The 23,431-nt window shown below is 44.0% G+C and carries 20 protein-coding genes; 10 read left to right on the top strand and 10 right to left on the bottom strand.

Annotated elements, in window-relative coordinates; genetic code table 11:
- Positions 1 to 164 precede the first annotated feature (164 nt).
- On the bottom strand, positions 165 to 950 hold the full coding sequence (locus I3257_RS01550; protein WP_238048600.1) for a UTRA domain-containing protein: 786 nt from the start codon (positions 948 to 950) through the stop codon (positions 165 to 167).
- A gap of 305 nt (positions 951 to 1,255) precedes the next feature.
- Here I3257_RS01550 and hutU point away from each other — a divergent pair, with 305 nt between their 5' ends.
- The 5 genes from hutU to hutI all read left to right on the top strand — a co-directional run bounded on the left by hutU (position 1,256) and on the right by hutI (position 8,712).
- Positions 1,256 to 2,983 carry a urocanate hydratase gene (hutU, locus tag I3257_RS01545; protein ID WP_238048599.1) on the top strand — a complete coding sequence of 576 codons (1,728 nt, stop codon included), beginning with the start codon at positions 1,256 to 1,258 and terminating at the stop codon, positions 2,981 to 2,983.
- Between the two features lie 70 nt (positions 2,984 to 3,053).
- Positions 3,054 to 4,415 carry a YjiH family protein gene (locus I3257_RS01540; protein WP_238048598.1) on the top strand — a complete coding sequence of 454 codons (1,362 nt, stop codon included), beginning with the start codon at positions 3,054 to 3,056 and terminating at the stop codon, positions 4,413 to 4,415.
- Between the two features lie 225 nt (positions 4,416 to 4,640).
- The gene (gene hutH / locus I3257_RS01535) at positions 4,641 to 6,203 is read left to right on the top strand and encodes a histidine ammonia-lyase (RefSeq protein WP_238048597.1); all 1,563 of its coding nucleotides are present in this window, start codon (positions 4,641 to 4,643) and stop codon (positions 6,201 to 6,203) included.
- Positions 6,204 to 6,230: 27 nt separating this feature from the next.
- A complete protein-coding gene (hutG, locus tag I3257_RS01530) occupies positions 6,231 to 7,313 on the top strand; it encodes a formimidoylglutamase (RefSeq protein WP_238048596.1) in 1,083 nt (360 codons plus the stop codon).
- Between the two features lie 58 nt (positions 7,314 to 7,371).
- Positions 7,372 to 8,712, top strand: a complete 1,341-nt coding sequence (gene hutI / locus I3257_RS01525) for an imidazolonepropionase (RefSeq protein WP_238048595.1) — start codon at positions 7,372 to 7,374, stop codon at positions 8,710 to 8,712.
- A 171-nt stretch (positions 8,713 to 8,883) separates the two neighbouring features.
- On the opposite strand, the gene I3257_RS01520 is transcribed toward hutI, so the two are convergent.
- Positions 8,884 to 9,468, bottom strand: a complete 585-nt coding sequence (locus I3257_RS01520) for a PepSY domain-containing protein (protein ID WP_238048594.1) — start codon at positions 9,466 to 9,468, stop codon at positions 8,884 to 8,886.
- A gap of 195 nt (positions 9,469 to 9,663) precedes the next feature.
- The gene (gene gdhA / locus I3257_RS01515) at positions 9,664 to 11,010 is read right to left on the bottom strand and encodes an NADP-specific glutamate dehydrogenase (RefSeq protein WP_055124628.1); all 1,347 of its coding nucleotides are present in this window, start codon (positions 11,008 to 11,010) and stop codon (positions 9,664 to 9,666) included.
- 635 nt (positions 11,011 to 11,645) lie between these two features.
- Here gdhA and I3257_RS01510 point away from each other — a divergent pair.
- From I3257_RS01510 to I3257_RS01490, 5 genes are all read left to right on the top strand, one after another.
- The gene (locus I3257_RS01510) at positions 11,646 to 12,008 is read left to right on the top strand and encodes a roadblock/LC7 domain-containing protein (protein WP_010201036.1); all 363 of its coding nucleotides are present in this window, start codon (positions 11,646 to 11,648) and stop codon (positions 12,006 to 12,008) included.
- A gap of 272 nt (positions 12,009 to 12,280) precedes the next feature.
- On the top strand, positions 12,281 to 12,775 hold the full coding sequence (locus tag I3257_RS01505) for a PAS domain-containing protein (RefSeq protein WP_055124629.1): 495 nt from the start codon (positions 12,281 to 12,283) through the stop codon (positions 12,773 to 12,775).
- 3 nt (positions 12,776 to 12,778) lie between these two features.
- Complete coding sequence (locus I3257_RS01500) at positions 12,779 to 13,528, top strand: PhnD/SsuA/transferrin family substrate-binding protein (protein WP_238048593.1); 750 nt, start codon at positions 12,779 to 12,781, stop codon at positions 13,526 to 13,528.
- Positions 13,529 to 13,678: 150 nt separating this feature from the next.
- Positions 13,679 to 14,296: a hypothetical protein gene (locus I3257_RS01495; RefSeq protein ID WP_060491697.1), complete on the top strand. Its 618-nt coding sequence runs from the start codon at positions 13,679 to 13,681 to the stop codon at positions 14,294 to 14,296.
- 41 nt (positions 14,297 to 14,337) lie between these two features.
- Complete coding sequence (locus I3257_RS01490) at positions 14,338 to 14,952, top strand: hypothetical protein (RefSeq protein WP_045444387.1); 615 nt, start codon at positions 14,338 to 14,340, stop codon at positions 14,950 to 14,952.
- A 470-nt stretch (positions 14,953 to 15,422) separates the two neighbouring features.
- Here the strand turns inward: I3257_RS01490 and I3257_RS01485 are convergent, their stop codons facing one another.
- From I3257_RS01485 to I3257_RS01455, 7 genes are all read right to left on the bottom strand, one after another.
- Entirely contained in the window at positions 15,423 to 15,944 is a 522-nt protein-coding gene (locus I3257_RS01485; protein WP_238048592.1) for a DUF308 domain-containing protein, read from the bottom strand.
- A gap of 125 nt (positions 15,945 to 16,069) precedes the next feature.
- A complete protein-coding gene (locus tag I3257_RS01480) occupies positions 16,070 to 16,645 on the bottom strand; it encodes a GNAT family N-acetyltransferase (RefSeq protein ID WP_201605089.1) in 576 nt (191 codons plus the stop codon).
- A gap of 31 nt (positions 16,646 to 16,676) precedes the next feature.
- Positions 16,677 to 17,417 carry an NTP transferase domain-containing protein gene (locus tag I3257_RS01475; protein ID WP_238048591.1) on the bottom strand — a complete coding sequence of 247 codons (741 nt, stop codon included), beginning with the start codon at positions 17,415 to 17,417 and terminating at the stop codon, positions 16,677 to 16,679.
- Positions 17,414 to 18,820 (bottom strand): XdhC/CoxI family protein, encoded by a 1,407-nt coding sequence (locus tag I3257_RS01470; RefSeq protein ID WP_238048590.1) that lies wholly within the window; start codon positions 18,818 to 18,820, stop codon positions 17,414 to 17,416. Before I3257_RS01470 ends, I3257_RS01475 begins: the two co-directional genes overlap by 4 nt.
- Before the next feature lie 311 nt (positions 18,821 to 19,131).
- Positions 19,132 to 21,591 carry a xanthine dehydrogenase family protein molybdopterin-binding subunit gene (locus I3257_RS01465; RefSeq protein WP_238048589.1) on the bottom strand — a complete coding sequence of 820 codons (2,460 nt, stop codon included), beginning with the start codon at positions 21,589 to 21,591 and terminating at the stop codon, positions 19,132 to 19,134.
- A gap of 2 nt (positions 21,592 to 21,593) precedes the next feature.
- Positions 21,594 to 22,586 (bottom strand): xanthine dehydrogenase family protein subunit M, encoded by a 993-nt coding sequence (locus I3257_RS01460; protein ID WP_238048588.1) that lies wholly within the window; start codon positions 22,584 to 22,586, stop codon positions 21,594 to 21,596.
- A complete protein-coding gene (locus I3257_RS01455; protein ID WP_238048587.1) occupies positions 22,583 to 23,230 on the bottom strand; it encodes a 2Fe-2S iron-sulfur cluster-binding protein in 648 nt (215 codons plus the stop codon). The genes I3257_RS01460 and I3257_RS01455 overlap by 4 nt, the downstream gene beginning before the upstream one ends.
- Positions 23,231 to 23,431 lie beyond the last annotated feature (201 nt).

Genomic DNA, 23,431 nt, shown 5'->3' with positions numbered 1-23,431 from the left:
AGCGCACTTCAGAAAGAATAAACGTACAAAAACAGTGAGCATGCGTAAGACTATTTTTAGGCAGATATTAACGTTATTATTGCCAATTAAGTAGCCATTTATTCATATACTAGCGCACTTCAGAAAGAATAAACGTACAAAAACAGTGAGCATGCGTAAGACTATTATAATTCACCAGAGAATTGATAACGATCGCCTGCATGCCACATCTTCACAAAGGTCAATACTCGACCTGCTGAATACGTCTGACGGCGCAATACCAATGTCGGCGATTGCGGTGCGATTTGCAGTAGCACAGCTATCTCATCTGGTGCCGCCAGTGCACGAATGGTATAGCGACCGCGCTCTAGTGGACTTTTGGCAATGAGATAATCACTGGTATTGACCACACTAAAATCCTGCTCAATAAATTCTGGCACCTTTTGCGCATCCACCCAGCGCTCTTCGAACTGTATGGGCTGACCATCCGCAAAGTGAATGATTTTTACCTCGTATAAAACATCAACGTCGCTACTACTATCTGCGCCAGTACTGTCATCCATTACGGTTGTATCAGCGTTTGTATTAGAAGACACAGCTACTTTATTAATATCAAATTTACGCCGTAATTCATCATCCAACATCGCAGCCGTAAGTATGCGTTTACTCACCACTTGCGCCTGATAATCACGATTGGCAGATTTTAAATCCTGCGCGATATTGCGCACTTCTACAAAGGTATGATTGAACTGCTGTTGGGCGACAAACGTCCCCGACCCTTGCCGGCGCTCTAGCACTCGCTCTTCGCTCAGCTCTTTTAGGGCGCGATTGACCGTCATACGCGATACGCCAAATTCTTTTGCCAACGCCATTTCTGTAGAAATTGCATTGCCCGCTTGCCATTTACCCGAGTGAATATTGTCTAATATGGCGTTTTTTATGCGCTGATATGCCGGAATCGTCTTTGTCATGTCCGTGTTTAACCGTTAGTTTCACCAATAATAATAGCGCCATAATATCACGAGATAACGTCATGAACCTTGTCAAAACACTGTGACATTTATCTATCTACCAAAACCCTCACAAAAATAATTGAGTCATTTATAAAAAATTGCTTGCATGAAAAAAGTATCTTTGATAATTTGTATATACAACTTTACGACAGTGCTAAAAAATCTGTGTAATCTAATCGATGTTTCGCTGAATTTATAGACTGACGGTAAAACACTTACTTTGATTACTTTATCGTCTTAACAGATATCACAAGGATATGATAATGACTACTGACCATGGAACCAATAAAGAGACTAAGCTGACTCGCCGTGATGAGAGCCGCGAAATCGCCGCGCCCACTGGCAGCGACCTACATTGCAAAAGCTGGCTGACCGAAGCACCTTATCGCATGCTGCAAAACAATTTGCATCCTGATGTGGCTGAGAACCCAAAAAGCCTCGTGGTCTACGGTGGTATCGGACGCGCAGCCCGCAATTGGGAAAGCTATGATCAAATCCTAGCGTCGTTAAAAGAATTGGAAGACGATGAGACGTTGCTCGTGCAATCAGGCAAGCCAGTTGGCGTGTTTCAAACGCACGAAAATGCCCCGCGTGTATTGATTGCAAACTCTAACCTTGTACCACGCTGGGCCACGTGGGAGCACTTTAACGAGCTCGATCGCAAAGACTTGATGATGTATGGTCAAATGACAGCTGGTAGCTGGATCTATATTGGCACGCAAGGCATCGTGCAAGGTACATATGAGACCTTTGTAGAAGCAGGTCGTCAGCATTATGACGGTAGCTGGGCAGGACGTTGGATTTTGACCGCGGGTCTTGGCGGTATGGGCGGCGCACAGCCATTAGCCGCGACTTTTGCAGGTGCCACTTCATTAAACATCGAGTGTCAACAGTCTAGTATCGATTTCCGCTTACGTACAGGTTATGTCGACAAGCAAGCCAATGACTTAGACCATGCTTACGAGCTCATCAAACAGCATACCGACGCAGGTGAAGCGGTCTCTATCGCCCTACTTGGTAATGCAGCAGATATCTTACCTGAGATGGTCAAGCGAGCCAAAGCAGGTGGCGCTGGCAGCATGAAGCCTGATCTAGTGACCGATCAAACCTCAGCGCATGACTTGATCAATGGCTATCTACCAAGTGGCTGGACAGTCGAAGCATGGAAAGCTGCCCAAGAAGATTCAGAGCAACATGCAGCACTCACCAAAGCAGCCGCTCAGTCTTGTGCCGTACACGTACAGGCGATGCTAGATCTACAAGCGATGGACATTCCAACGACCGATTATGGCAATAACATTCGTCAGGTGGCTTTTGATGAAGGCGTTAAAGACGCTTTTAATTTCCCAGGTTTTGTCCCCGCTTATATTCGTCCGCTGTTTTGCCAAGGCAAAGGCCCCTTCCGCTGGGTGGCGCTGTCAGGCGATCCAGAAGATATCTACAAAACCGATCAAAAAATTAAAGAGCTGTTCCCTGAAAACACCCATATCCATCGCTGGTTAGATATGGCAAAAGAGCGTATTCAATTCCAAGGTTTGCCTGCCCGTATCTGCTGGTTAGGATTGGGTGAGCGTGACAAAGCAGGTCTTGCTTTTAATGAAATGGTCAAAAACGGCGAGCTAAAAGGCCCTATCGTCATCGGCCGCGACCACTTGGACACAGGCTCTGTTGCCAGTCCAAACCGCGAAACTGAAAGCATGAAAGATGGCTCAGATGCGGTATCTGATTGGGCATTATTGAATGGTATGCTCAACGTCGCAGGCGGCGCAACTTGGGTATCGCTGCATCATGGCGGCGGCGTTGGCATGGGCTACTCGCAGCACTCAGGTATGGTCATCGTCGCAGACGGTACTGATGCTGCAGCCAAACGCTTGGCACGAGTCCTAGTCAACGATTGCGGCTCAGGCGTCATGCGTCATGCCGATGCAGGCTATGAGCTGGCGATCAAAACAGCCAAAGACTATGGTCTAAATTTGCCGATGATTAAGTAGCATACCCTTTATCCTTATAAGTGGTTATTTGACATAAGGATATCATCGACATTTTATCAAGGAGGATAATGTGATTGAGCAAAATACTACACTAAATCTCAAGGATGCAGCAGCAACACCAACTGAAGCACTACTGTCTAAACCTATAGCGTTAATGCAATTGATAGTCTTTAGTGCTATCGGTTTGGTCATGTTTTTTGTGCCATTTACCATTGGTGAGAGAAGCACGATTTTGTTCGATCATGGGGCAACTTATCTGGTCAATCAGCAGCATACATTGTCTGTGACGTTATTGTTTTTATTGATGATCTTTGGGGTAAGCAAGCCATTTATAGACGGCTCATGGCGTAAAAATATCACCCATATGATTATGACTGCTTTTAAAATCATTGGTCTGATACTGGCAGTAATGTATGTAGCTGACGTAGCGCCTTCCTTTATGATGGAAAAGGACATGCTGCCGTTTTTGTTTGAAAAACTGGCATTACCAGTCGGTATGATTGTACCGCTTGGGGCATTAATTTTAGCATTTTTGGTGGGTTTTGGTTTGCTCGAGATGGTCGGTGTGCTCATGCAGCCGATCATGAAACCTATCTGGAAAACCCCAGGTTCATCAGCGATTGATGCGGTCGCATCCTTTGTTGGTAGCTACTCTATCGGGCTGCTCATTACTAATCGCGTGTATTTGCAAAAGCAATATTCAGCGCGTGAAGCCATTATTATTGCGACTGGATTTTCGACCGTATCAGCGGCATTTATGGTCATTGTTGCCAAAACGCTTGGTCTGATGGAGTTTTGGAACCTGTTTTTTTGGTCTACGCTAGTGATTACCTTTATCGTCACTGCGATTACTGCTCGTATTCCACCCATTAGCCTTGTTGATGATAGCGTTGAACGTCCCGCTTTAGACCATAAAAGTGGTACACGTTTGGCGGCAGCATTTGATTTGGGTTTGTCCACTTCGCGCCGTGCCACTGACCTAAAACAAATCTTATGGTCTAACTTTCGCGATGGGCTGACGATGGCAGCGGCGATTGTGCCTTCTATCATCGCGGTTGGCTTGACAGGATTGATATTAGCAAAGTATACGCCTGTATTCGATGCTTTAGGCTTGCTTCTTTATCCATTTACATGGCTTAGCGGCTTACCAGAGCCTCTGGTTGCCGCCAAAGGTATGTCAGCGGGATTGGCTGAAATGTTCTTGCCAGCACTGCTCCTCAGTGAGGCTGATATACTGACTCGCTATGTTGCAGGGGTCATCTCTATTAGCAGCGTGTTGTTTTTCTCTGCCATGATTCCTTGTGTGCTTGCCACTGAAATACCATTATCTGTCGGCAAAATGGTCATTATCTGGTTCGAGCGCGTGGTACTCAGTATTTTATTGGCTGCGGCATTCGGACATCTAGCCATGTACTTCAACTGGATTGGCTAAAAAAACAAATTTAATAACAAGTATTACGTTAACTAAAAACATTTAAAAAACGTCATTTCAACAAAGACATGAATCAAAAATAATATAACCCATATAGTCGATTTAATTTAAAAGTAGTACAAGGCAACCGCGTGTAAATGTATATTAAATACTTCAAGCGAGGTTAACGCTGTAATACTTTTATAGTGGAATGACTATATGGCTTACAATACTAGGATTACCCCTATGAACGACATCAAAAAATTAACGCTACACCCTCGCCAGCTTAGCTTTAAGATGCTACGTGATATCTATGAGCAACCTGTCATATTGACATTACCTGAGAGTGCTTATAAAGCTATCGATGCCTCACACGAAGATGTGCGTACGATTATTGCCAGAGACAAAAGCGCTTATGGAATCAATACTGGTTTTGGCCTGTTAGCAAAGACCCGTATCAGTGATGATCAGCTTGAGCTACTTCAACGTAACCTGATTGTTTCTCACTCAGTAGGCACTGGTGAACCGTTACCAGACGGCGTAGTGCGACTGATTATGGTGATGAAAGTGGCCAGCCTAGCACAAGGTGTATCAGGCGTACGCCGCGAGGTAGTGGACAGCTTACTTGCCTTAATCAATAATCAAATCACGCCAAACATTCCGGCTAAAGGCTCAGTTGGTGCTTCTGGTGATTTAGCGCCTTTATCACACATGACGCTTGCAATGATGGGTGAAGGCGATGTGTTTGTTGACGGTAAAAAAGTGCCCGCAGCAGACGCGCTAGCCCAGCATGGACTTGAGCCCATCACCCTAGCAGCCAAAGAAGGCCTCGCGCTTATCAACGGTACGCAGGTATCAACTGCGCTAGCATTACGTGGTTATTTCTTAGCGCGTGATTTGCTTGAAACCGCGACTATCGTTGGCTCACTATCGATTGATGCGGCAAAAGGCTCGGACTCACCATTTGATGCCCGTATTCATGATGTGCGTGGTCATCACGGTCAGATCGAAATCGCCAAAGCACACCGTCAATTGATCAAAGGCAGTGCCATTCGCGCCTCACATGACGGCGAGCAGGATGACCGAGTGCAAGACCCTTACTGCCTACGCTGCCAGCCGCAAGTCATGGGTGCCTGTCTTGATATCATCAACCAAGCAGGTAAAACGCTATTGATTGAATCTAATGCCGTAACCGATAATCCGCTAATTTTCAATAACGAAGATGGCCCAGTCGCTATTTCAGGTGGTAACTTCCATGCTGAGCCAGTCGCTTTTGCCGCTGATATTCTGGCCTTGGCAATCGCCGAGATTGGCTCTATGTCTGAGCGCCGTGTCGCTTTGCTAATCGATGCGACGCTATCAGGTGGTCTGCCGCCGTTCTTGGTCGACAATGCTGGGGTGAACTCAGGCTTTATGATTGCTCATGTGACCGCAGCCGCGCTGGCGTCAGAAAACAAATCTATCGCTCATCCGGGTAGCGTTGACAGTATCCCAACCTCAGCCAACCAAGAAGATCATGTGTCAATGGCGACCTATTGCGCACGCCGCCTATACGAGATGGTACAGAATACTGCCACCATTATCGGTATTGAGCTATTGGCTGCCGGTCAAGGGATTGATTTTCATCGCGGATTAGAGACTTCAGAGCCTTTAACAGTGGCACACCAGAAACTGCGTGAGAAGGTGACTTTCTATGACAAAGATCGCTACCTAGCGCCTGATATTGAAGCGGCCAAGCAGTTGGTATTAGACGGTACGCTTGCTGAGCACTGGCAGTCATTACGTAGCGACTGGTATGAGCCTAAATAAGCGTTAGATAATTGAAAGGAATGAGCAATGGCCATAACGATAATTAGCACAACCGTGAGTCATACAGCGGCTGACATGACACTATGGACAGGCCGTGCAGAGCCATTTGAGACGGCGCGTGCCCGCTACTGGTATCAGCTCGCAAAGCCTTACGAGGATCAAAATATTGGGCTAATTGGCTTTGCATGTGATCAAGGGGTTAGGCGCAATCAAGGCCGCGTGGGTGCACGAGCTGCCCCGCCGCTGATTCGCCGAGCGTTTGCGACACTGCCGGTCATTGCGCCATTGCAAACACGCTATGATAATCAACTGGCGACATTGTTGGGTGATGCAGGCGATATCTATTGTCACGACGATGATGACTTTGCCGCGCACACTCTTGAGCAAGCTCAGCTCGAATATGCGGATAAGGTGAGCGCTATCGTCAAACAAGGCGGCTTGCCCATTGGTCTTGGTGGTGGTCATGCCATCGCCTATGGTAGTTTTTTGGGACTATGGCAGGCATTAGAAAATACAAGTGATACCAGTACCGATACCAATATTATTACCAATATTAGTACCGCACCGACCATCGGCATCATTAATTTTGATGCGCATCTTGATATTCGTCAGTCGGATGTGGCGACCTCTGGTACACCGTTTCGTCAAATTGCCGAGCATCTTGATGCACATAATCAGTCTTTCCATTATTGTTGTATTGGCGTCAGTCGGTTCTCTAACACGGCTGCGCTGTTTGATCGCGCCGAGCAATTGGGCGTGCATATCATCAGTGATGAAGACTGTCACTATCAGCCTTGGCAGACACTTGCCGATCAGGTTATCAGCTTTATTAATCAGGTCGATGTGGTTTATCTGACCATCGATATGGACTGCTTGCCTGCCAGTGTTGTGCCCGGTGTGAGTGCCCCAGCGGCTTACGGTATTGGGATTGGGTTTGTTGAGCGCATGGTAAAGACCATCATGGCTACTGGTAAAGTAAAAATGGCCGACATTGCCGAGATTAATCCCACCTTTGATATTGATGCACGTAGCTGCAAAGTTGCGGCAAGACTATTAGCGACTATTATAGAGCAGCATTTACTGACTCTACAAATAAAGACTTATGAATAAAACTTTAAAGATGAATTTTATATATTCACCTGACTATAGTATTAAGCAGGAGCTTATTATGAACAACTCTAGCGCACAGATACTCGAAAAATCTATCAATACTACAGATGATAAAGACATCCTAACATCGTTTGACCACATCATTATCAATGCCAATCTTGCGACTTTTTCGGCGCAGTATGGTTTTGGCATGTATACAGATGAACATACAAATAGCATCCCATATGGTCAATTAAACAATGCTGCTATCGGTATTAAAAATGGCAGCATTGCTTGGATTGGTGAGCATAATCAAATCACTGCTCATCTGACTCACTATCAAGACCACCAAATCACAGACGTAGATGGTAAATGGATAACTCCTGGACTTATCGACTGTCACACTCATATCGTCTATGGTGGCAATCGCAGTAACGAGTTTGAGGCACGTTTGCAAGGCGCTAGTTATCAAGACATTGCGGCACAAGGTGGCGGCATTGTCTCAACCGTCACTGCCACCCGCGCTGCCAATATTGAATCGCTATTTGCACAAAGTGAAAAGCGTCTACTAGCACTCATGAAAGAAGGCGTCACTAGTATCGAAATCAAATCGGGCTACGGCTTGGATTTAGACACGGAACGCAAAATGCTCACGGTTGCCCGCCAACTGGGAGAGAAACATGACATTCATGTGAGTACCACTTATCTAGCGGCGCATGCCCTACCACCTGAATACAAGTCTCACATGCAAGATCGCTCGGATGACTATATCGAGCAAGTCTGCGAGTGGCTACCGATACTACATTCAGAAGGTTTAGTCGATGCGGTCGACGGCTTTTGTGAAAATATTGCCTTTAGCACTGAGCAAATCAGACGCGTTTTTGAAGTCGCGCGCTCATTAAACATTCCAGTTAAACTGCACTCTGAGCAATTATCTGACATAGGCGGAAGTGCATTGGTTGCCGAATATAAAGGGCTATCAAGCGACCATCTAGAACACTTGTCAGAAGACGACATCAAAAAAATGGCGGCCAGTGATACCGTTGCAGTTCTATTGCCCGGTGCATTTTATACCCTGCGGGATACCAAATTGCCACCCATTGAGGCATTACGCAGGCACCAAGTACCTATCGCTATTTCAACTGACTGCAATCCTGGCACCTCACCGCTTACCTCATTATTGCTTGCGATGAACATGGGCTGTACGCTATTTTACTTAACGACTGAAGAAGTTTTGGCAGGCTCAACCGTTTATGCAGCACAAGCGCTGGGGCTATCTAATAAAGGTAAAATAGAAGTTGGCTGTGATGCAGATTTGGTCTTATGGGATATCGCCCGCCCTGCGGATTTGGCTTATCAGATGGGACTAAACCCTATTAACGGCATTATGATTCAAGGCAAGTGGCGTGAGACGGTATAGCGAACTTATCTAAATACTCACATTAAAAAAGCCCCAGTCATTGAATGATTGGGGCCTTTTTAATAATAAATGCGCGGCTTTGCTATCCCATTTTCAAAAAACTGATTAGCAAGAAAAACGACTATTAGCGATACCTGTCTATCTATCTATCTGTATGTCTAACTTACTTAGCTATTTCTTAAACTTATTGTTAAATACACTGCCAGTATTGGCATCAACATTTAGCCAAACGATACTATTACCTTTAAGGATATCAGCTTCATAATAGGACGCATGATCACTATAATCTCGGTCGTTTTTAAACTCAATCTCGATAACACGGCCGCCCGATTGTTTTTCAGCAATTTTCATTGCTTGTTTAACATCAATCTTCGCTTGTTTAAGCGCCTTATAATCTACCAGATCATCACTGTCTAATCGTTCCACATCCGTACTAATCACTCTACCATTCATGGCGTCGACTTTGATTTCATAGTTTCGGCTACTGGTTACAAATTCCATCTCATACACACCGCCTTGCGCTTTATCATCATCGTGATCAAAGCTGGCGCTCATCAATAGACCAGATAACTTTTTCGCCGCAATATTTATTGCTTGTTGTAAGCTTATTCTGCTGGCTTTGGCGGCTTGCACCTCACTTGCTAGCGGTTGCTGTGTAGATGCATAGATTGTCGTAGTCAACATAGCCGCACCCACTACTACTGCAGCACGGGTACCCAAAGTCGTTAGCGAAAATGGCTTGAAAATCTTGCTCATAACGGTCTCCACAAAATTAATCTTATTGAGTGTTCTAAAATTATTATCTTTTAAAAAACACATATTATCAATAGATCAATCGTATCACTTCATAAAAACCACTTTGACTGTTCACGGTAGGTTTAATTCATAAAAAACGCGCCTATCGTTAAAACAGACGCGTTATTCGTTAGTAGGTGGCTATGATAAAAGTGCTTAGTTTAAAATACCGTAAGCGACCAATGCATCAGCAACTCGTTTAAAGCCAACGATATTTGCACCAGCCATATAGTTGATATAGCCATTATCTGTTTGACCATACTGTTCTGAGGCGTCAGCTGCGCAGTCATGGATATTTCGCATGATATTTTTGAGGCGCAAGTCGATTTGCTCAAAGCTCTTATACTGACGGACTGAGTTTTGTGACATCTCAAGCGCAGAGACTGCTACACCGCCCGCGTTGGCGGCTTTACCTGGGGCATAATGCACACGGTGCAAACGAATATAGTCGATGGCTTCAGCAGTCAATGGCATGTTGGCACCTTCGACAACGTATGTGATGCCATTTTCCACCATGAGCTTGGCATCTTCTTCGTTGACTTCGTTTTGCGTCGCTGATGGAATCGCGATATCGCCTTTGAATTGCCACGGCTTTTGCTTCGCAAACCACTCTCCACCATAAACATCGACGTACTCAGCCAACGGTTTGCTTTTTGCTTTTTGCGCCTTGAGCCAATCAATTTTTTCTTGATTCAGACCCGCTTCATCATACAAAGTCCCTTGTGAGTCTGACACAGTGACGACGATGCCGCCCAGCATATGGGCTTTTTCAGCAGCATGTAATGAGACGTTACCAGCACCTGAAACCAATACTCTCTTACCTTTGATATCGTCATTTTGCGCCGTAAGCATGTTTTCTAAGAAATACACCGCGCCATAACCTGTCGCCTCAGTACGCATCAAACTGCCACCGAAGCCAACGCCTTTACCGGTCAAAACACCGCCATATTCGTGCGTTAAATTCTTATACATCGCAAACATATAGCTGACTTCACGCCCACCCACGCCAATGTCACCAGCGGGTACATCGATGTCTTTATTCACATAGTGATGTAGTTCACGCATAAAGGCATAGCAAAAACGGCGGATTTCACTGTCTGTTTTGCCTTTGGGATCAAAATCAGAGCCACCTTTACCGCCGCCCATTGGCAATCCAGTCAAAGCGTTTTTGAATATTTGCTCAAAGCCTAAAAACTTCAACACAGATTGGTTGACAGTCGGATGAAATCTCACGCCACCTTTATAAGGACCTAAGGCATTGCTGAACTGGACACGCCAGCCGCGGTTAACCTGAACTTCACCTTGGTCATTTTCCCAGTTAATACGAAAAGCAATAACGCGGTCAGGCTCAACGAGGCGCTCAAATATTTTAAAAGTATCATATTCTGGGTGGGCGTCGTATAACGGCGCAATCGTAATTGCAACTTCTTTTACCGCTTGAACGAATTCAGGTTGATGTGCATAACGCGCTTCGACTTTTTCGATGGCCTGACTGATACTCATATCTTTTCCTTAGGGTAAAAATGGTGATCGTGCTTACTTACACCGATGTCACGTCGTATGACAACAAACGAGAGGATTGTAGACACTGGTGTAAAACTGAAATTGCCCCGACACGCTGGCTTGTGTAGAGACAAATGGGATTAAAAAAGCTGACTGAATTTATGCCTAGATGCCAAATTCAGAGACAAGAACATTTTTTATCTCATAATATATATCACTTTTGAGGCGTATAAGTCTAGTAAATATCACCATCATGAAAAGTTATAAGCGATTTTTATTGGCACAGTCTAAAGTGCACCTTTTCATAGAACCTTGAGATACCGACTGATGAGCTTACAGATCTCATTGATTGTGCTAAAAATAGTCCTGCATTACTAAAAAGCCTTCGTTTTTCTAATCGGTAAACAAATCAAATATTAATGGAAATTTGTAGACTGATAACCGTTTAATAAAGACGAAAGGTCAATAATCAGCACCAAACGGTATAAAAACCCAAAAACTTGGCTTTTTGCTTGAGCCGATGTATATCAATATTAACAGCAAGGGTTTATAATAGCTGACTTAGTCAACATTTATTCTCCACCATTACTAACTGTTATTTGATTAATTGAATAACCCGTCATAGAGAAAGCGATATGCGTACAGATTCATTCCAGCAAATTTTGGAAGACCTAAACAGCTCATCAGCCGATGTTGAAGCATCTGCCCTTATTTCTAACGATGGTCTGATGATTGCCTCAGCACTACCAACGGGCGTTGATGAAGACCGTGTTGGCGCTATGTCAGCGGCTTTATTGTCATTGGGTGACCGCGCAGGTCGTGAGTTGGCACGTGGTAGTATCGATCGTATTATGATTCAAGGTGAAAAAGGCTACGTGATTATGACCTCATCTGGAGATGAAGCGGTACTTACTATTATGGCAAAACCGAATGCAAAACTTGGTTTGATATTCTTAGATATCAAGCGTGCCTCAGAAGCCCTTGCAAAACTTATCTAACTGGTAAATTTGGATTTTTGTCGATAACACATTTTTTATTATTTAACGTCATATAGCACATAGCGCGACTGATAAATATGACTTTAAATCAAAATGAGGTGACTGTCTCATAAAAAATATTTAAGATGGCACACATTATTTGTATGGAATAATGGCCTGATAAATATTGGGACAACGACTGAGCTGAAAGGCAACCTGATGTTATCGACAACTACCACACCAGATTGGCTTTTTAATCATTATAAATATAACGATAAATAAAGGAGATTACGATGGGTTCTCCAATCCCTGATGCACATAAGCCTGATATGCCCGCTGAGCAGATTACTCTGACTTATTATGATGGTACATCGCGGACTGTCTATGATACTGGTATTGAACGCCCTTATCCTGATGGCAAGCTGATTGTATCGCGCACCGATTTGGATGGTGTGCTGACTCACGTCAACGATGCTTTTGTCGAAATCAGTGGCTACAGCGTTGATGAACTTATTGGTCAGCCACAATCTATTTTGCGCCACCCTGATATGCCAAAAGCCGCTTATAAAGATTTGTGGGATACCGCAGCGGCTGGGCAAAAATGGCATGGCTACGTTAAGAATTTATGCAAAGATGGTAGTCACTATTGGGTCTATGCGACCGTTGTGCCAAACATTCGTCGCGGCGAAACAGTGGGTTATACCTCGGTACGCCGTAAGCCATCACGTAGCAAAATCGAAGCTGCTATGGCTCAGTATGCCCAAATGAATCAAAATGAGGAAGGCTAAATCATGACGACACACAATATGTTAATCGCCCCTGATTTTTCTCCTGAGCGTTTTGCAGGCTGGCACATGTTTAATATTTTGATTCAAAAACGTGCCAACCTAAATATGCATCTGAACATACCTACCTCACATGCTGAACAAGAACAAATCATTGAGGCAGGTGACATTCAAGTTATCTATGCCAACCCATTTGATGCAGCTACTTTGATCCGTGAACAAGGCTATCGCGCTGTTGCACGCCCTATCGGCAAATCGGATGAGATGGTCATTGCTGCTGCGGCAAACAGTGATATCAAGCGCTTAGAAGACATTAAAGCGGGTGCGACCGTAGCAATGGCAGACAACCGTGATGTTAAGCTGATTGGTTTACGCTTATTAGAAGCTGTAGATATAGAAGAGTCTGATCTCAACTGGGATATCACTGAAACTTATCAGGCAGCTGCCCGTAAAGTCATCAAAGGTGATGCTCAAGCGGCTTTTTTCTTGGCAGAGATTTTTCATAGCTTTTCACGCCTGACCAAAACTCAGCTGTCGGTGTTGATCGAAAGTGATTTGGCAGATATCAGTCATGTATTACTAATTAAAGATGACTTTCCTGATACAGAAATATTCATGAATGCGATTCTGAATTTGCATAATGATGACGATGGTAAAGAAGCATTGGCTGAACTTGGCATGCATCAAGGGTTTGAAGCCATGGACGAAGAAGATGCTGAATTTATGATAGATTTGATGCAAACTTTACTTGATTAATTATTACTTATTAATTGGCACGTTGCACCATTTCCCTTAGTGAAGTCATAGGCTATTGTCACTCAATAGTGGCTATATCATTTTGACCATACGATATTAGCCATAAGCTGTTAGCCATATAATAGACACTATGACGTAAAGGACACTATTATGTCTGATTTAGACCTTATTAAAGAAAATGAGATGGAAGCGCGCCGAGTATTTCGTTTATATTCGCGTAAAGTATTTTTGGCACCCAATAACCGTCATTTTCATGAACAACGTATCAATGCCGCATTACTTTTAACCGAAAAAGAGCCGCTACAAGGTGCCGTCGCAGACTTTTTTTATGGCTGTTGGTATGACATTCCTTACGATGTAAATAATCTGTTTACGCGTATTAAAGATCGCTTGTACCCTCATGTCCAGCAAGGGTTTCGCGATTGTATTAGTAAGAAGCGATATATTCAACGCAATAGTATGCTGGCGACTCGCTGGAGTGTCCTGATATCGCCATCTCTCAATGAGCAAAAACAGCGATTGCTTATCAGTAGCGATGACGCCAAAGAAATATCCAAAGACATCACCGCTGAGCTCATGCAGGCGCGTGAAGATAAGGATTGGGGCACGATTGAGCAGATCGAAAACGAATTCTTTGCTCACTGTATCGCTCGCAATGATCGACTTGCCTTCTCGTTAGTATGGTTTCGCTTGGGTAAAAGCGACTGGCAGTTCGATGAGCGCTGGAACAACTGTCAACAGCATCTTGATCAGACCATCAAGACCTAATTTATCGCCGATTTAACCCTTTCATCACAATGGTAGCCGCTATGTCCTCTTACTTAAATGCTGATAAAACGTATCTAACCCTCACTCCAGCCGGTATTTTTGAGGCATTTTCACAAAGTGAGCCCACTGATGAACAGCTGTCATTACAAGACTTAATGTCCTATGGGGAGACGTTGCTCGCCGCTGATTGGCTTGAGCGTTATTCTGACGAATGGCTACAGAGCTTTATAGAACACGGCTGGATTGAAAAGCTGTCTTTGTTGTTACCCGCACCCAATCTGCCGTTGGACCAGTTTTTACCGTATGTGGTTGCCAGCTTATCCGGTAAACGCCGTGCCGCTATTGGCTCTGATGAAGGGTTTTGCCTAGCACGAATCGGTTACAGCCAAGAAGAAGCGGACATGCTAAGTGTTGCAGCTGCTGACTTTTCAGGTTTTATGATCCGCCAAAAACAACGCGGCTGGGCGGTCGAAAGCCAAGCCATCTCGTTTTTTCAACAAGTTGACTTATTGATTCCTGAGACCAGCTTTGTGTTTTTATGGATTGATGGGTCAGGTTACGCCCTCATCATCGATGGCGAGCCTTTGACTAATAGCCGCGCCTTTGTTGAGATGGTATGGGCATTGAAAACGTCTGGCTTAAGATTTCTTAGCTAATTCAACCAAACCACTTGATATACCATTAAATATCAGTATGACACGCTGCCGTACTGACCAGTGCGCTTATATCAAACTAAGCGCACTTCTTTCAATCTCTCACATCTGCTTTACCTTCAATATCTTTTTTTCTTTCCTCTTCTGCTATAGCCGATTTAATACGATTTGTATACAAGGATAAAGTACTACAAATTGCACTTAGCCTTTACGCATTATTAAGATGTGATATTCAAATAAATTATGAAATAAAAAAAAGACGCTTTAAATAGCGTCTTTTTTGTTTGTTGCTAGGGCGTGTCCTCATTTCAAAAATGGTGATAAAAATGATTTAAATTGCCGTCAAACGAGGAAAATAGCGCAGATAATATCGGGATATTAACCAGCTATTTAACGATGTTTGGCAAAATTTAGCCATTTTTAGCCCGTTTAGATATGATCAATTGAATTGAGAACACGCCCTAGAACTAAAATTATATATTGCGCACCACAATTGATTGTATACGTGAATACATGATTAATGATATGCCGTTAGATATCAACTCGACGGCTAACAGTATGCCAAGAATATACGTCGCTGACTGCGGATAACTGGTAAATATCATGATAGCCAATATAATCGAGAGCAGCCCTGAGAGTAATATTGGGATAAAAGCCACTGTCCGACGTAGACCGAAAGCAACAACAACTCTGACTATACCTGTTGCCATAAATAAAATAGCAATTACCATGGTCAAGGTCAATATGCCTTGCAACGGATCTTGTAATAATTCAATACCAATCAATACACCAAGTACACCGCCGATGGCCGCCAGCACTTTTCCAGTGGTACTATGTGCTCGGAACAAGGCAATAAACTGTAAAACACCCACTAAAAGGAAGATAAAACCTGCTAACTGCTCAGCGGCCAAAGTGGCGCTAAGAGGATTAAAAAATGCAAAGATACCGCCAAGAATACTAATGATGCCAATGACTAACCACAGTGTACGATTCATAAGACGACCTTATTTTACATTTAATAGAAAATAAATTCTATCGCAAACCTTACCTTGTGTTGTATAACGGTAGTAATATCTTCGAGTAGTCCTGTTAATATCAGAGTGTAGGCATTGATTTGTGGTCACAAGCCTGCTAACTGATTGTTCCACTGTTGCCGCGTCATGTTATAAAGTACATGCTCAGCCAGCCGATGGTTAGGGTCAAGGGCTGGATGATAGAAGTTGGCTCGGGTATTCATCATGCCAAGGCGCTCCATAACCAATTGCGAGCGCTTATTGATAACCGCTGTGAATGACACAACCTCATCGAGCGACAGCTCAGTAAAAGCAAAATTCAGCGCCGCACGCGCCGCCTCTGTAGCATAGCCCTGTCCCCAATAATCTTTATGTAGTCGCCATGCAATTTCGACAGCCGGGGCAAAAGACATATCTGCGTGAGTATCATTCAAGCCAACAAAACCGATAAAATCATCATATGTTTTGGTGCTATTTTTTAAACATACTGCCCAAAGTCCCCAGCCTTGATTAGCGATAAGCTGCTGGCATTTACTAGCGATGATGTCACTTACTTTAGGCGTTAATAACTTGGGGAAATATTTCATTACTTCAGGATCAGCATTTATTTCAGCAAAAACAGCAAAGTCACTTGCTTGCCATTGCCTGAGGTAAAGACGTTCTGTTTCTATCACATTTATCATTTTTATCACTTATGGATTGACACTATTAATACTATTTATCCAGCCAGCCTTTTTGCTTAGCATGAGCAAGTTGCTCAGGAGTATCGATATCATAGCTCAGTTGATGATTAACAACGGTACTTATCTGACTGGGCGGCAAACCTCTAATTAAATAACGCAGCCCTTTATCGCCTACCAGCAATGCTTGCCACTCTCTGAGTAAATCACAATCAATCGTTAAAGGTAGTCCGATAATATTTTGCTTCAATGCAGTGGCAGCAGACGTTTCATTTAAACTCCTATTATTTAAATGCTGCCAGCTACCATAAGTACTTGCCACTACAGACCGCTTATCTGCCAGCAGTTTTACCAAATGCTGCTCATCGAGTAAAACTTGATCAACACCCATGATTAATACACGCTCGATTAATGAGCTTGTCAACTGTGTGACTGCCTCAATAGCCAAATTCAAACTATACGCCATCCCTATTTCAGGCGTAGAATTTACGACCATTTGAATCATAGAGTACTGAAAAGCCAATTCATTCATCGCACTGGCTATTAATGGTTGATTATCAGGAATGACTATGATAATTGCTTGCGGTTTTGTAGAAAGTGCGAGTTTGGTCATGAAGCAAATTAAGGGTTCGCCATCTTTACACAGTAACTGTTTTGCTTGACCTAAACGCAGGCTCAGTCCACTGGCCAAAATAATGACCACATGGTTTGGTGGATTTGATAGATTTATTGGCTTTAGTTGCGTAGATGCCAAAATAGATGCGTCGCGGCTCATGATAAACTTATCGATGCACGAGCACTTGTAGCAGTCGTCTCTATAGAGTCAATATGTGTAGAAAATAGCGTTGTAAAGTTAGTGTTTGACAGATGAGTGTCTGAGTTTTCTGCTGATAGGTTTTGATTATGCACGACCGCATTGACTTGTGCCATGATACCCAGTGCTAATGCTTCAGGTCCATCTCCGCCCAGCTTATAGCCAATCGGATAATGCAGCTTATTGATACCTAGGTTTAAACTGGCAGGATTTGTAAGCCTTGTACTAATTTCTTCGATTAAGCGCTCGGTACGGTAGCGCGGTCCTAGTTGTCCAAGATATTTATAGTGATTAGCATGCTCTAATAATACGCCAAGGCGAGCACGGTCTTGGCTGAGACTATGCGACATCAAAGCAACGGCAGCATTTTTACTTAGTTTTAGTAAAGTATCACTATCATCTAACGCCAGTACCATCACTCTATTGGCCTGAGGAAAACGCCGCTGCGTGGCATATTGCGCTCGACTGTCTACCACTGTCACATGCCAATCTTGCAGCTTTGCCATCGTAACTAGCGGCATCACATCATTGCCAGCACCACAAATCAGCAAACGTATCTGTGGTTGTAGGCGCTGAATCAGCCATTCTGTGGCTAAATCGTCATTGTCATTGTCATTGTCATTGTCATCTTTTACGATAACGTACTCAGCATTTTTATGGAAAAGTTTATATTCGGATAAACTTTCAACTGCATTGATAAGTGTGCTTGAAGCATTAGATACCACTTTATCTGAATTATTAGCGTCTATAGCGGTGAGTTTTCCTGACTTAATATAATTATCTAGGTTAAGACGCACACCAATTTGAAGTTGAGAATTTGGATTATTTTGGGTATTAAAATAGATTGTAGAGCGGATTAAAGTTGCTACCGTTACCGGCTGCTGAGACTGACGAACCTGACTGATGACATTTAACAAAGGCATTGCCGTTGCCAGCCTTTCAAACAACACGTGTACGCGCCCATTACAGCCTAATCCAAAATTTAACTCGTCCAAATCAATATCTTGTTCATCGTATTTATTATCTGTACCCTTATTATCACTGCCTCTATCAAAATCAAAACCCTCTTCTGATACGCTTGCTTGCGCTGTACCATTTTCAGCATATTCGATGTCGTCACCCGTTTGGTAGACTTGCACGTTTGCACCTTGACGCGTGAGCCAAAAAGCACGTTTAATAATATGTGGCTCCAAACAGCCACCGCTAATCATTCCGACCGAACGACCATCTTCACAGATGAGCATCATTGCGCCTGCGCGGCGATAGGCTGACCCTTCGGTACGCACGACGGTTGCTAATACCGCGTCAACATTTTGTTGCTGAGCCTCGCGTGCCAGCTTAAGAATATCAGCAATTTGATTCATAATGTCTCTTATATACTAGGGTATGTCATCAGTTAGATTGTGAGGCTTAAAGTGAGAAAAATTGTAGATAAACAAGGAAGAAATTGCTGTTAATATGAACATATTGACAAAATTTCTGACGATGTTTAGCAAAATTTAGCCATTTTAAGACCACTAAATGTATTCATGTGATAATTGATGACATACCCTAGCTATCATTGATGTCTATATACGGTCTATATCCATCATGGCCCACTTATAAAACCAGTTTATAAAACCCGCTAACGACTACAATTAGCGGGTTTATATTGTCCATCTATTTGACTAAAAACCTACTCTGGTAGCTCATAAAGTAATTTGTCGAGGGTAATAGGAAAGTCATAAACTCGTACACCCACGGCGTTGTAAACGGCATTAGCAATAGCAGCGGCAGCACCGGCAATCGCCGTTTCCCCAATACCTTTTATATGCATTGGATTGGTATACGGATCGTCCTCTTCTACCAAGATAACATCAAGCTGAGGGACATCCGCATTGACTGGGACATGGTATTCTGCAAGATTATGATTACATAGCCGACCGTCACGCTTATCGTGAATCACCTGCTCCATCAACGCAGAACCAATACCAAATATCATACCGCCATAGCACTGCGAGGTCGCGGTTTTGTGATTGAGGATACGCCCTGCTGCAAAGGCACCAGTCATACGTTTAACGCGTATTTCACCAGTCACTCGGTGTACAGCGACCTCGGCAAAATTAGCACCAAATGACGCTTGGCGATGACTTTTTGCATTTTTACCCGGTGCAATTTGACCTTTGGCACTGACTTTTTGGTCATCATATTGAGCGACGATATCGGCTAATGAATGAGTCTGGAAATTACTAAAGTCATATTCTTTCGATTCAGTTAGTGAGATTCCCGTTATTTCAGCTAATTTATCTTTTAAATCAGCCACTTTATCTACGATGTTATCGCTCAAACCTGCTACTTTTTCTTTTCCTGCTTCTATAACGGTTTCTACCACTGTTTCTACAAAATTAGCATCATGCTCACCTACCTGCTTAATTTGACCGTTATCCAGCTGAATGGTGTCAGGGTATAGACCGACTTTTTCTGCGATCATCTCACGTAGCTGCTGACAAGCAAGGTAAATACTACTGCCTGAACTGGCAGCGCCCATACTCCCCCCTGAACCAACCGCAGGTGGCAAACTGGTATCACCAAGTTTCATTTCAATATGATCTATTGGTAGCCCTAATAAATCTGCAGCAACTTGAGTAAATACGGTATAAGAACCTGTACCGATATCGGTCATGTCTGTCTCAATCACGGCTTTGACGCCTAGCGCTTTTGAGTTATCTACTTGCAGGGTCGCCCGTGCTTCTGATGGCGCTAAGCTGTTGCCGCGAGCTGCCGCTGCCATACCCATACCCACCCACCAATCACCTTCTAAGCGACTGGCAGGCTTAGCATTGCGTTGATTCCAGCCAAACTGTTCAGCCGCTTGATCGATACAAGCGATAAGCTTACGCGTGGAAAACGGGATGTCTTTACTAGGATCTTGCTCAGGCTCATTACGACGGCGCAGCTCGACAGGGTCTAGGTTGAGTTGCTCTGCCAGTTCATCCATCGCACACTCAAGGGCAATCTGTCCGACTGCTTCGCCGGGGGCACGCATCGAGCCTGACAATACTTGGTTCATGTCTACTTGTTGGTAATTGACTCGGCGATTGTCACCGCGATACAGATAATGCGTAGAGAGCGCTGCTGGCTCAAAAAAGGCTTCTCCTGGCAAATTACTAGAGACCGTCTCATGAATCATGGTGTCAATAATACCGTCTTCGCTACAGCCAATTGCGATGCGTTGACGCGTGTTTGAGCGTCTAATAGTTGCCTCCATTACTTGAGGACGTGTCATAGTGATTAACACGGGACGACCCAAGTCCTTTGCGGCGAGTGCGGCGGCTATCGATTCTGGAGAAATCCCAAGCTTGCTACCAAAACCGCCACCGACGTAGCGAGCAATTAATTGTACATTTTCTGGATCCAAATCCAATGCATCAACGATTTGCTTTTTGCACGAGGACAGCATTTGATTAGAGGAGTACATAATCAGCTTCTCACCTTCCCAGTGAGCAAGCGTTGCATGTGGCTCCATCGCTGCGCTGTTTTGACTTGGCGTATGATAAAAGCGGTCAAGGGTTACCGCAGCATCAGCAAGACTTTGTTCTGGATTACCCTTTTCTGAATTTTTATCCGAACCTTTTTTTTCATTAACATCATGAGCATTTGGCAGCTCTGTCGTAAAGTTCAATGCCGCCTGATTAGTTTCATCCTCATAACTCACTTTGAGTGCTTTTGCACCTTCGGTCGCCGCCTCAAACGTCTCAGCAATGACAACCGCGATCGGCTGACCATGATAAAAAATTTCACTAACGCCTTGCTTAGGTGATTTGGTTGCACCGCCCTGTTGGGCATTGCGTAAAAAGTGCTCAGGATCGGTCACCACTTTAATAATGTCAGGAATAGCCTCTAAAGAGCTGCTATCAATTTCCTTAACGCGTCCTTTGGCAATCGTTGCGCTCACCAATACACCATAGGCTTGATTGTCTAAATGAATCTCTGCCGTATAAGGTGCTTGACCACTGACCTTTAGTGATCCCTCAACTCGGTTAATGGGCTTACTCACCAACTTGCTCGCTGTTTTATCAAAAAGCGACTCAACTGGCCCATTCATCATCATCTTTTTGGTCGGTTCTGCTGGCAATATTGAATCCAATAATGACATGATTATGCTCCCTTGCCCGCTAATGCGCGTTGAATAACTTGTTTGAGTAGACGACGAGTCAGCGGTATTTTAAAATCATTTTGACCACTACCTTTAGCCTCTTTTAATAATAAGTCCGCTGCTTGTTTGATGACATTTTCATTGCCATCAGTACCCGTCAGCAATGCCTCAACGGCTTCGTTGCGCCATGGCTCAGTGCCAATACCGCCGAATGCTAGGCGCACTGTGTCCAAACGCCCATTATCAGTCACGTCTATGATCGCTGCACAAGACACTAAGGCAAAAGCATAGGACGCGCGATCACGCACTTTGTCATAAGTGTGCATACCGCTGACAGGCGCTGGCAACACCACATGGGTGATAAGCTCACCAGGCTCTAAAATGTTTTCGATATGTGGCGTGTCTTTTGGTAGAAAATAAAAGTCTTTGATGGCAATTGTACGCGTTGAACCATCCCTTTTTAACGTCTCAATAGTGGCATCTAATAAGCGCATCGCGACGGCCATATCAGATGGATGCTGGGCAATACAGGACTCGCTAGTACCTAAAATTGCCAAGGTACGATTTTCACCATTGATAGCTGGACAACCAGAACCTGGGTTGCGTTTATTGCAGGCGCTGTCTGTCTGATAAAAATAATAACAACGCGTACGCTGTAATAAATTGCCACCAGTCGTCGCTCTATTACGCAACTGTCCCGTCGCACCTGCCAAGATCGCCCGTGATAACACTGGGTAATTGGCAATGACTTCAGGATGCGCGGCCAAGTCGCTATTGGTCACTAGCGTACCGATGCGTAAGCCACTACCTGTAGTCTTCTCAATTTGAGCTAATGCTAAGCGAGTGATGTCCACCAGCTTAATTGGCGTTTCAATCTCTAACTTCATCAAGTCTAAAAGGTTGGTACCCCCTGCGATAAATGAGGCGTCTTTTACACTAGCAGATTGGGCTGCCTGCTCTGGCGCGGTAGCACGGCTATATTCAAAGCGTTTCATGAGCGACCTCCTGACGTGCTAGTTGCCGTCTTATTCTTCATAGATTGACTACCTAGCTGCGCTTCACTAGATGGTGGCGACCAAATACCCGTCACCTCTGATTTTTGTACTGCGTCAGCTTTAGATGAATCATTCATTTCATTTTCTAGTACTTGTGAAATGGCCTTAATAATATTGGGGTAAGCAGAACAGCGGCAAATATTGCCACTCATACGCTCAGCGATTTCTTGTACCAGCAATCCATCAGGGTTTTGCAAATCTGTAGTGACATGACTGGGCCAGTTTTGTTTAATCTCATCGATCAGCGCTGTTGCTGAACAAATTTGCCCAGGGGTACAGTAACCACATTGAAACGCATCATTATCTTTAAAGGCTTGTTGCAACGCTGACAAAGATTCGGGCATGCCAATACCTTCAATCGTGGTAATCTCATCACCATCGTGCATAACTGCCAAGGTCAAACAGGCATTGACCCGACGCCCATTGATAAGTATGGTGCAAGCGCCGCATTGACCATGGTCACAGCCTTTTTTAGGTCCCGTAATTTTGAGGTGCTGACGACAGACATCGAGTAAGGTCGTGCGTGAATCAAGATTGTCGAGCTGATAATCTTGCTTATTAATGGTTAAGTTCAAGGTAGACATGCTGGCTTCTCGCTGGCAGATAATCAGAAAAAATAGGGTTAAACGCTTCTTAAAAGTCGCGCCAATCGATTTATTATGACTTATTAGAAATGTCGATTTGTTTTTACTTTGTAGTTATTACAGTGTAGTTTTTAATCTATGAAAACTTTACTTCTCACTATTTTATCTGGCTTATTCACTATCAATTTTATAAATAAAACT

Origin of the sequence: Psychrobacter sp. Ps7 (assembly GCF_022129225.1) — a bacterium.
GTDB classification, from domain to species: domain Bacteria; phylum Pseudomonadota; class Gammaproteobacteria; order Pseudomonadales; family Moraxellaceae; genus Psychrobacter; species Psychrobacter immobilis_A.
The sequence above is the reverse complement of the archived record's forward strand: the minus strand, read 5'-3'. Positions and strand labels throughout refer to the sequence as shown.

Bases quoted from the DNA above. Each gene is read 5' to 3' on its own strand.
- I3257_RS01550 (WP_238048600.1), bottom strand. From the start codon at position 950: ATGACAAAGACGATTCCGGCATATCAGCGCATAAAAAACGCCATATTA.
- hutU (WP_238048599.1), top strand. From the start codon at position 1,256: ATGACTACTGACCATGGAACCAATAAAGAGACTAAGCTGACTCGCCGT.
- hutH (WP_238048597.1), top strand. From the start codon at position 4,641: ATGAACGACATCAAAAAATTAACGCTACACCCTCGCCAGCTTAGCTTT.
- hutG (WP_238048596.1), top strand. From the start codon at position 6,231: ATGGCCATAACGATAATTAGCACAACCGTGAGTCATACAGCGGCTGAC.
- hutI (WP_238048595.1), top strand. From the start codon at position 7,372: ATGAACAACTCTAGCGCACAGATACTCGAAAAATCTATCAATACTACA.
- I3257_RS01520 (WP_238048594.1), bottom strand. From the start codon at position 9,468: ATGAGCAAGATTTTCAAGCCATTTTCGCTAACGACTTTGGGTACCCGT.
- gdhA (WP_055124628.1), bottom strand. From the start codon at position 11,010: ATGAGTATCAGTCAGGCCATCGAAAAAGTCGAAGCGCGTTATGCACAT.
- I3257_RS01510 (WP_010201036.1), top strand. From the start codon at position 11,646: ATGCGTACAGATTCATTCCAGCAAATTTTGGAAGACCTAAACAGCTCA.
- I3257_RS01505 (WP_055124629.1), top strand. From the start codon at position 12,281: ATGGGTTCTCCAATCCCTGATGCACATAAGCCTGATATGCCCGCTGAG.
- I3257_RS01500 (WP_238048593.1), top strand. From the start codon at position 12,779: ATGACGACACACAATATGTTAATCGCCCCTGATTTTTCTCCTGAGCGT.
- I3257_RS01495 (WP_060491697.1), top strand. From the start codon at position 13,679: ATGTCTGATTTAGACCTTATTAAAGAAAATGAGATGGAAGCGCGCCGA.
- I3257_RS01490 (WP_045444387.1), top strand. From the start codon at position 14,338: ATGTCCTCTTACTTAAATGCTGATAAAACGTATCTAACCCTCACTCCA.
- I3257_RS01485 (WP_238048592.1), bottom strand. From the start codon at position 15,944: ATGAATCGTACACTGTGGTTAGTCATTGGCATCATTAGTATTCTTGGC.
- I3257_RS01480 (WP_201605089.1), bottom strand. From the start codon at position 16,645: ATGATAAATGTGATAGAAACAGAACGTCTTTACCTCAGGCAATGGCAA.
- I3257_RS01475 (WP_238048591.1), bottom strand. From the start codon at position 17,417: ATGAGCCGCGACGCATCTATTTTGGCATCTACGCAACTAAAGCCAATA.
- I3257_RS01470 (WP_238048590.1), bottom strand. From the start codon at position 18,820: ATGAATCAAATTGCTGATATTCTTAAGCTGGCACGCGAGGCTCAGCAA.
- I3257_RS01465 (WP_238048589.1), bottom strand. From the start codon at position 21,591: ATGTCATTATTGGATTCAATATTGCCAGCAGAACCGACCAAAAAGATG.
- I3257_RS01460 (WP_238048588.1), bottom strand. From the start codon at position 22,586: ATGAAACGCTTTGAATATAGCCGTGCTACCGCGCCAGAGCAGGCAGCC.
- I3257_RS01455 (WP_238048587.1), bottom strand. From the start codon at position 23,230: ATGTCTACCTTGAACTTAACCATTAATAAGCAAGATTATCAGCTCGAC.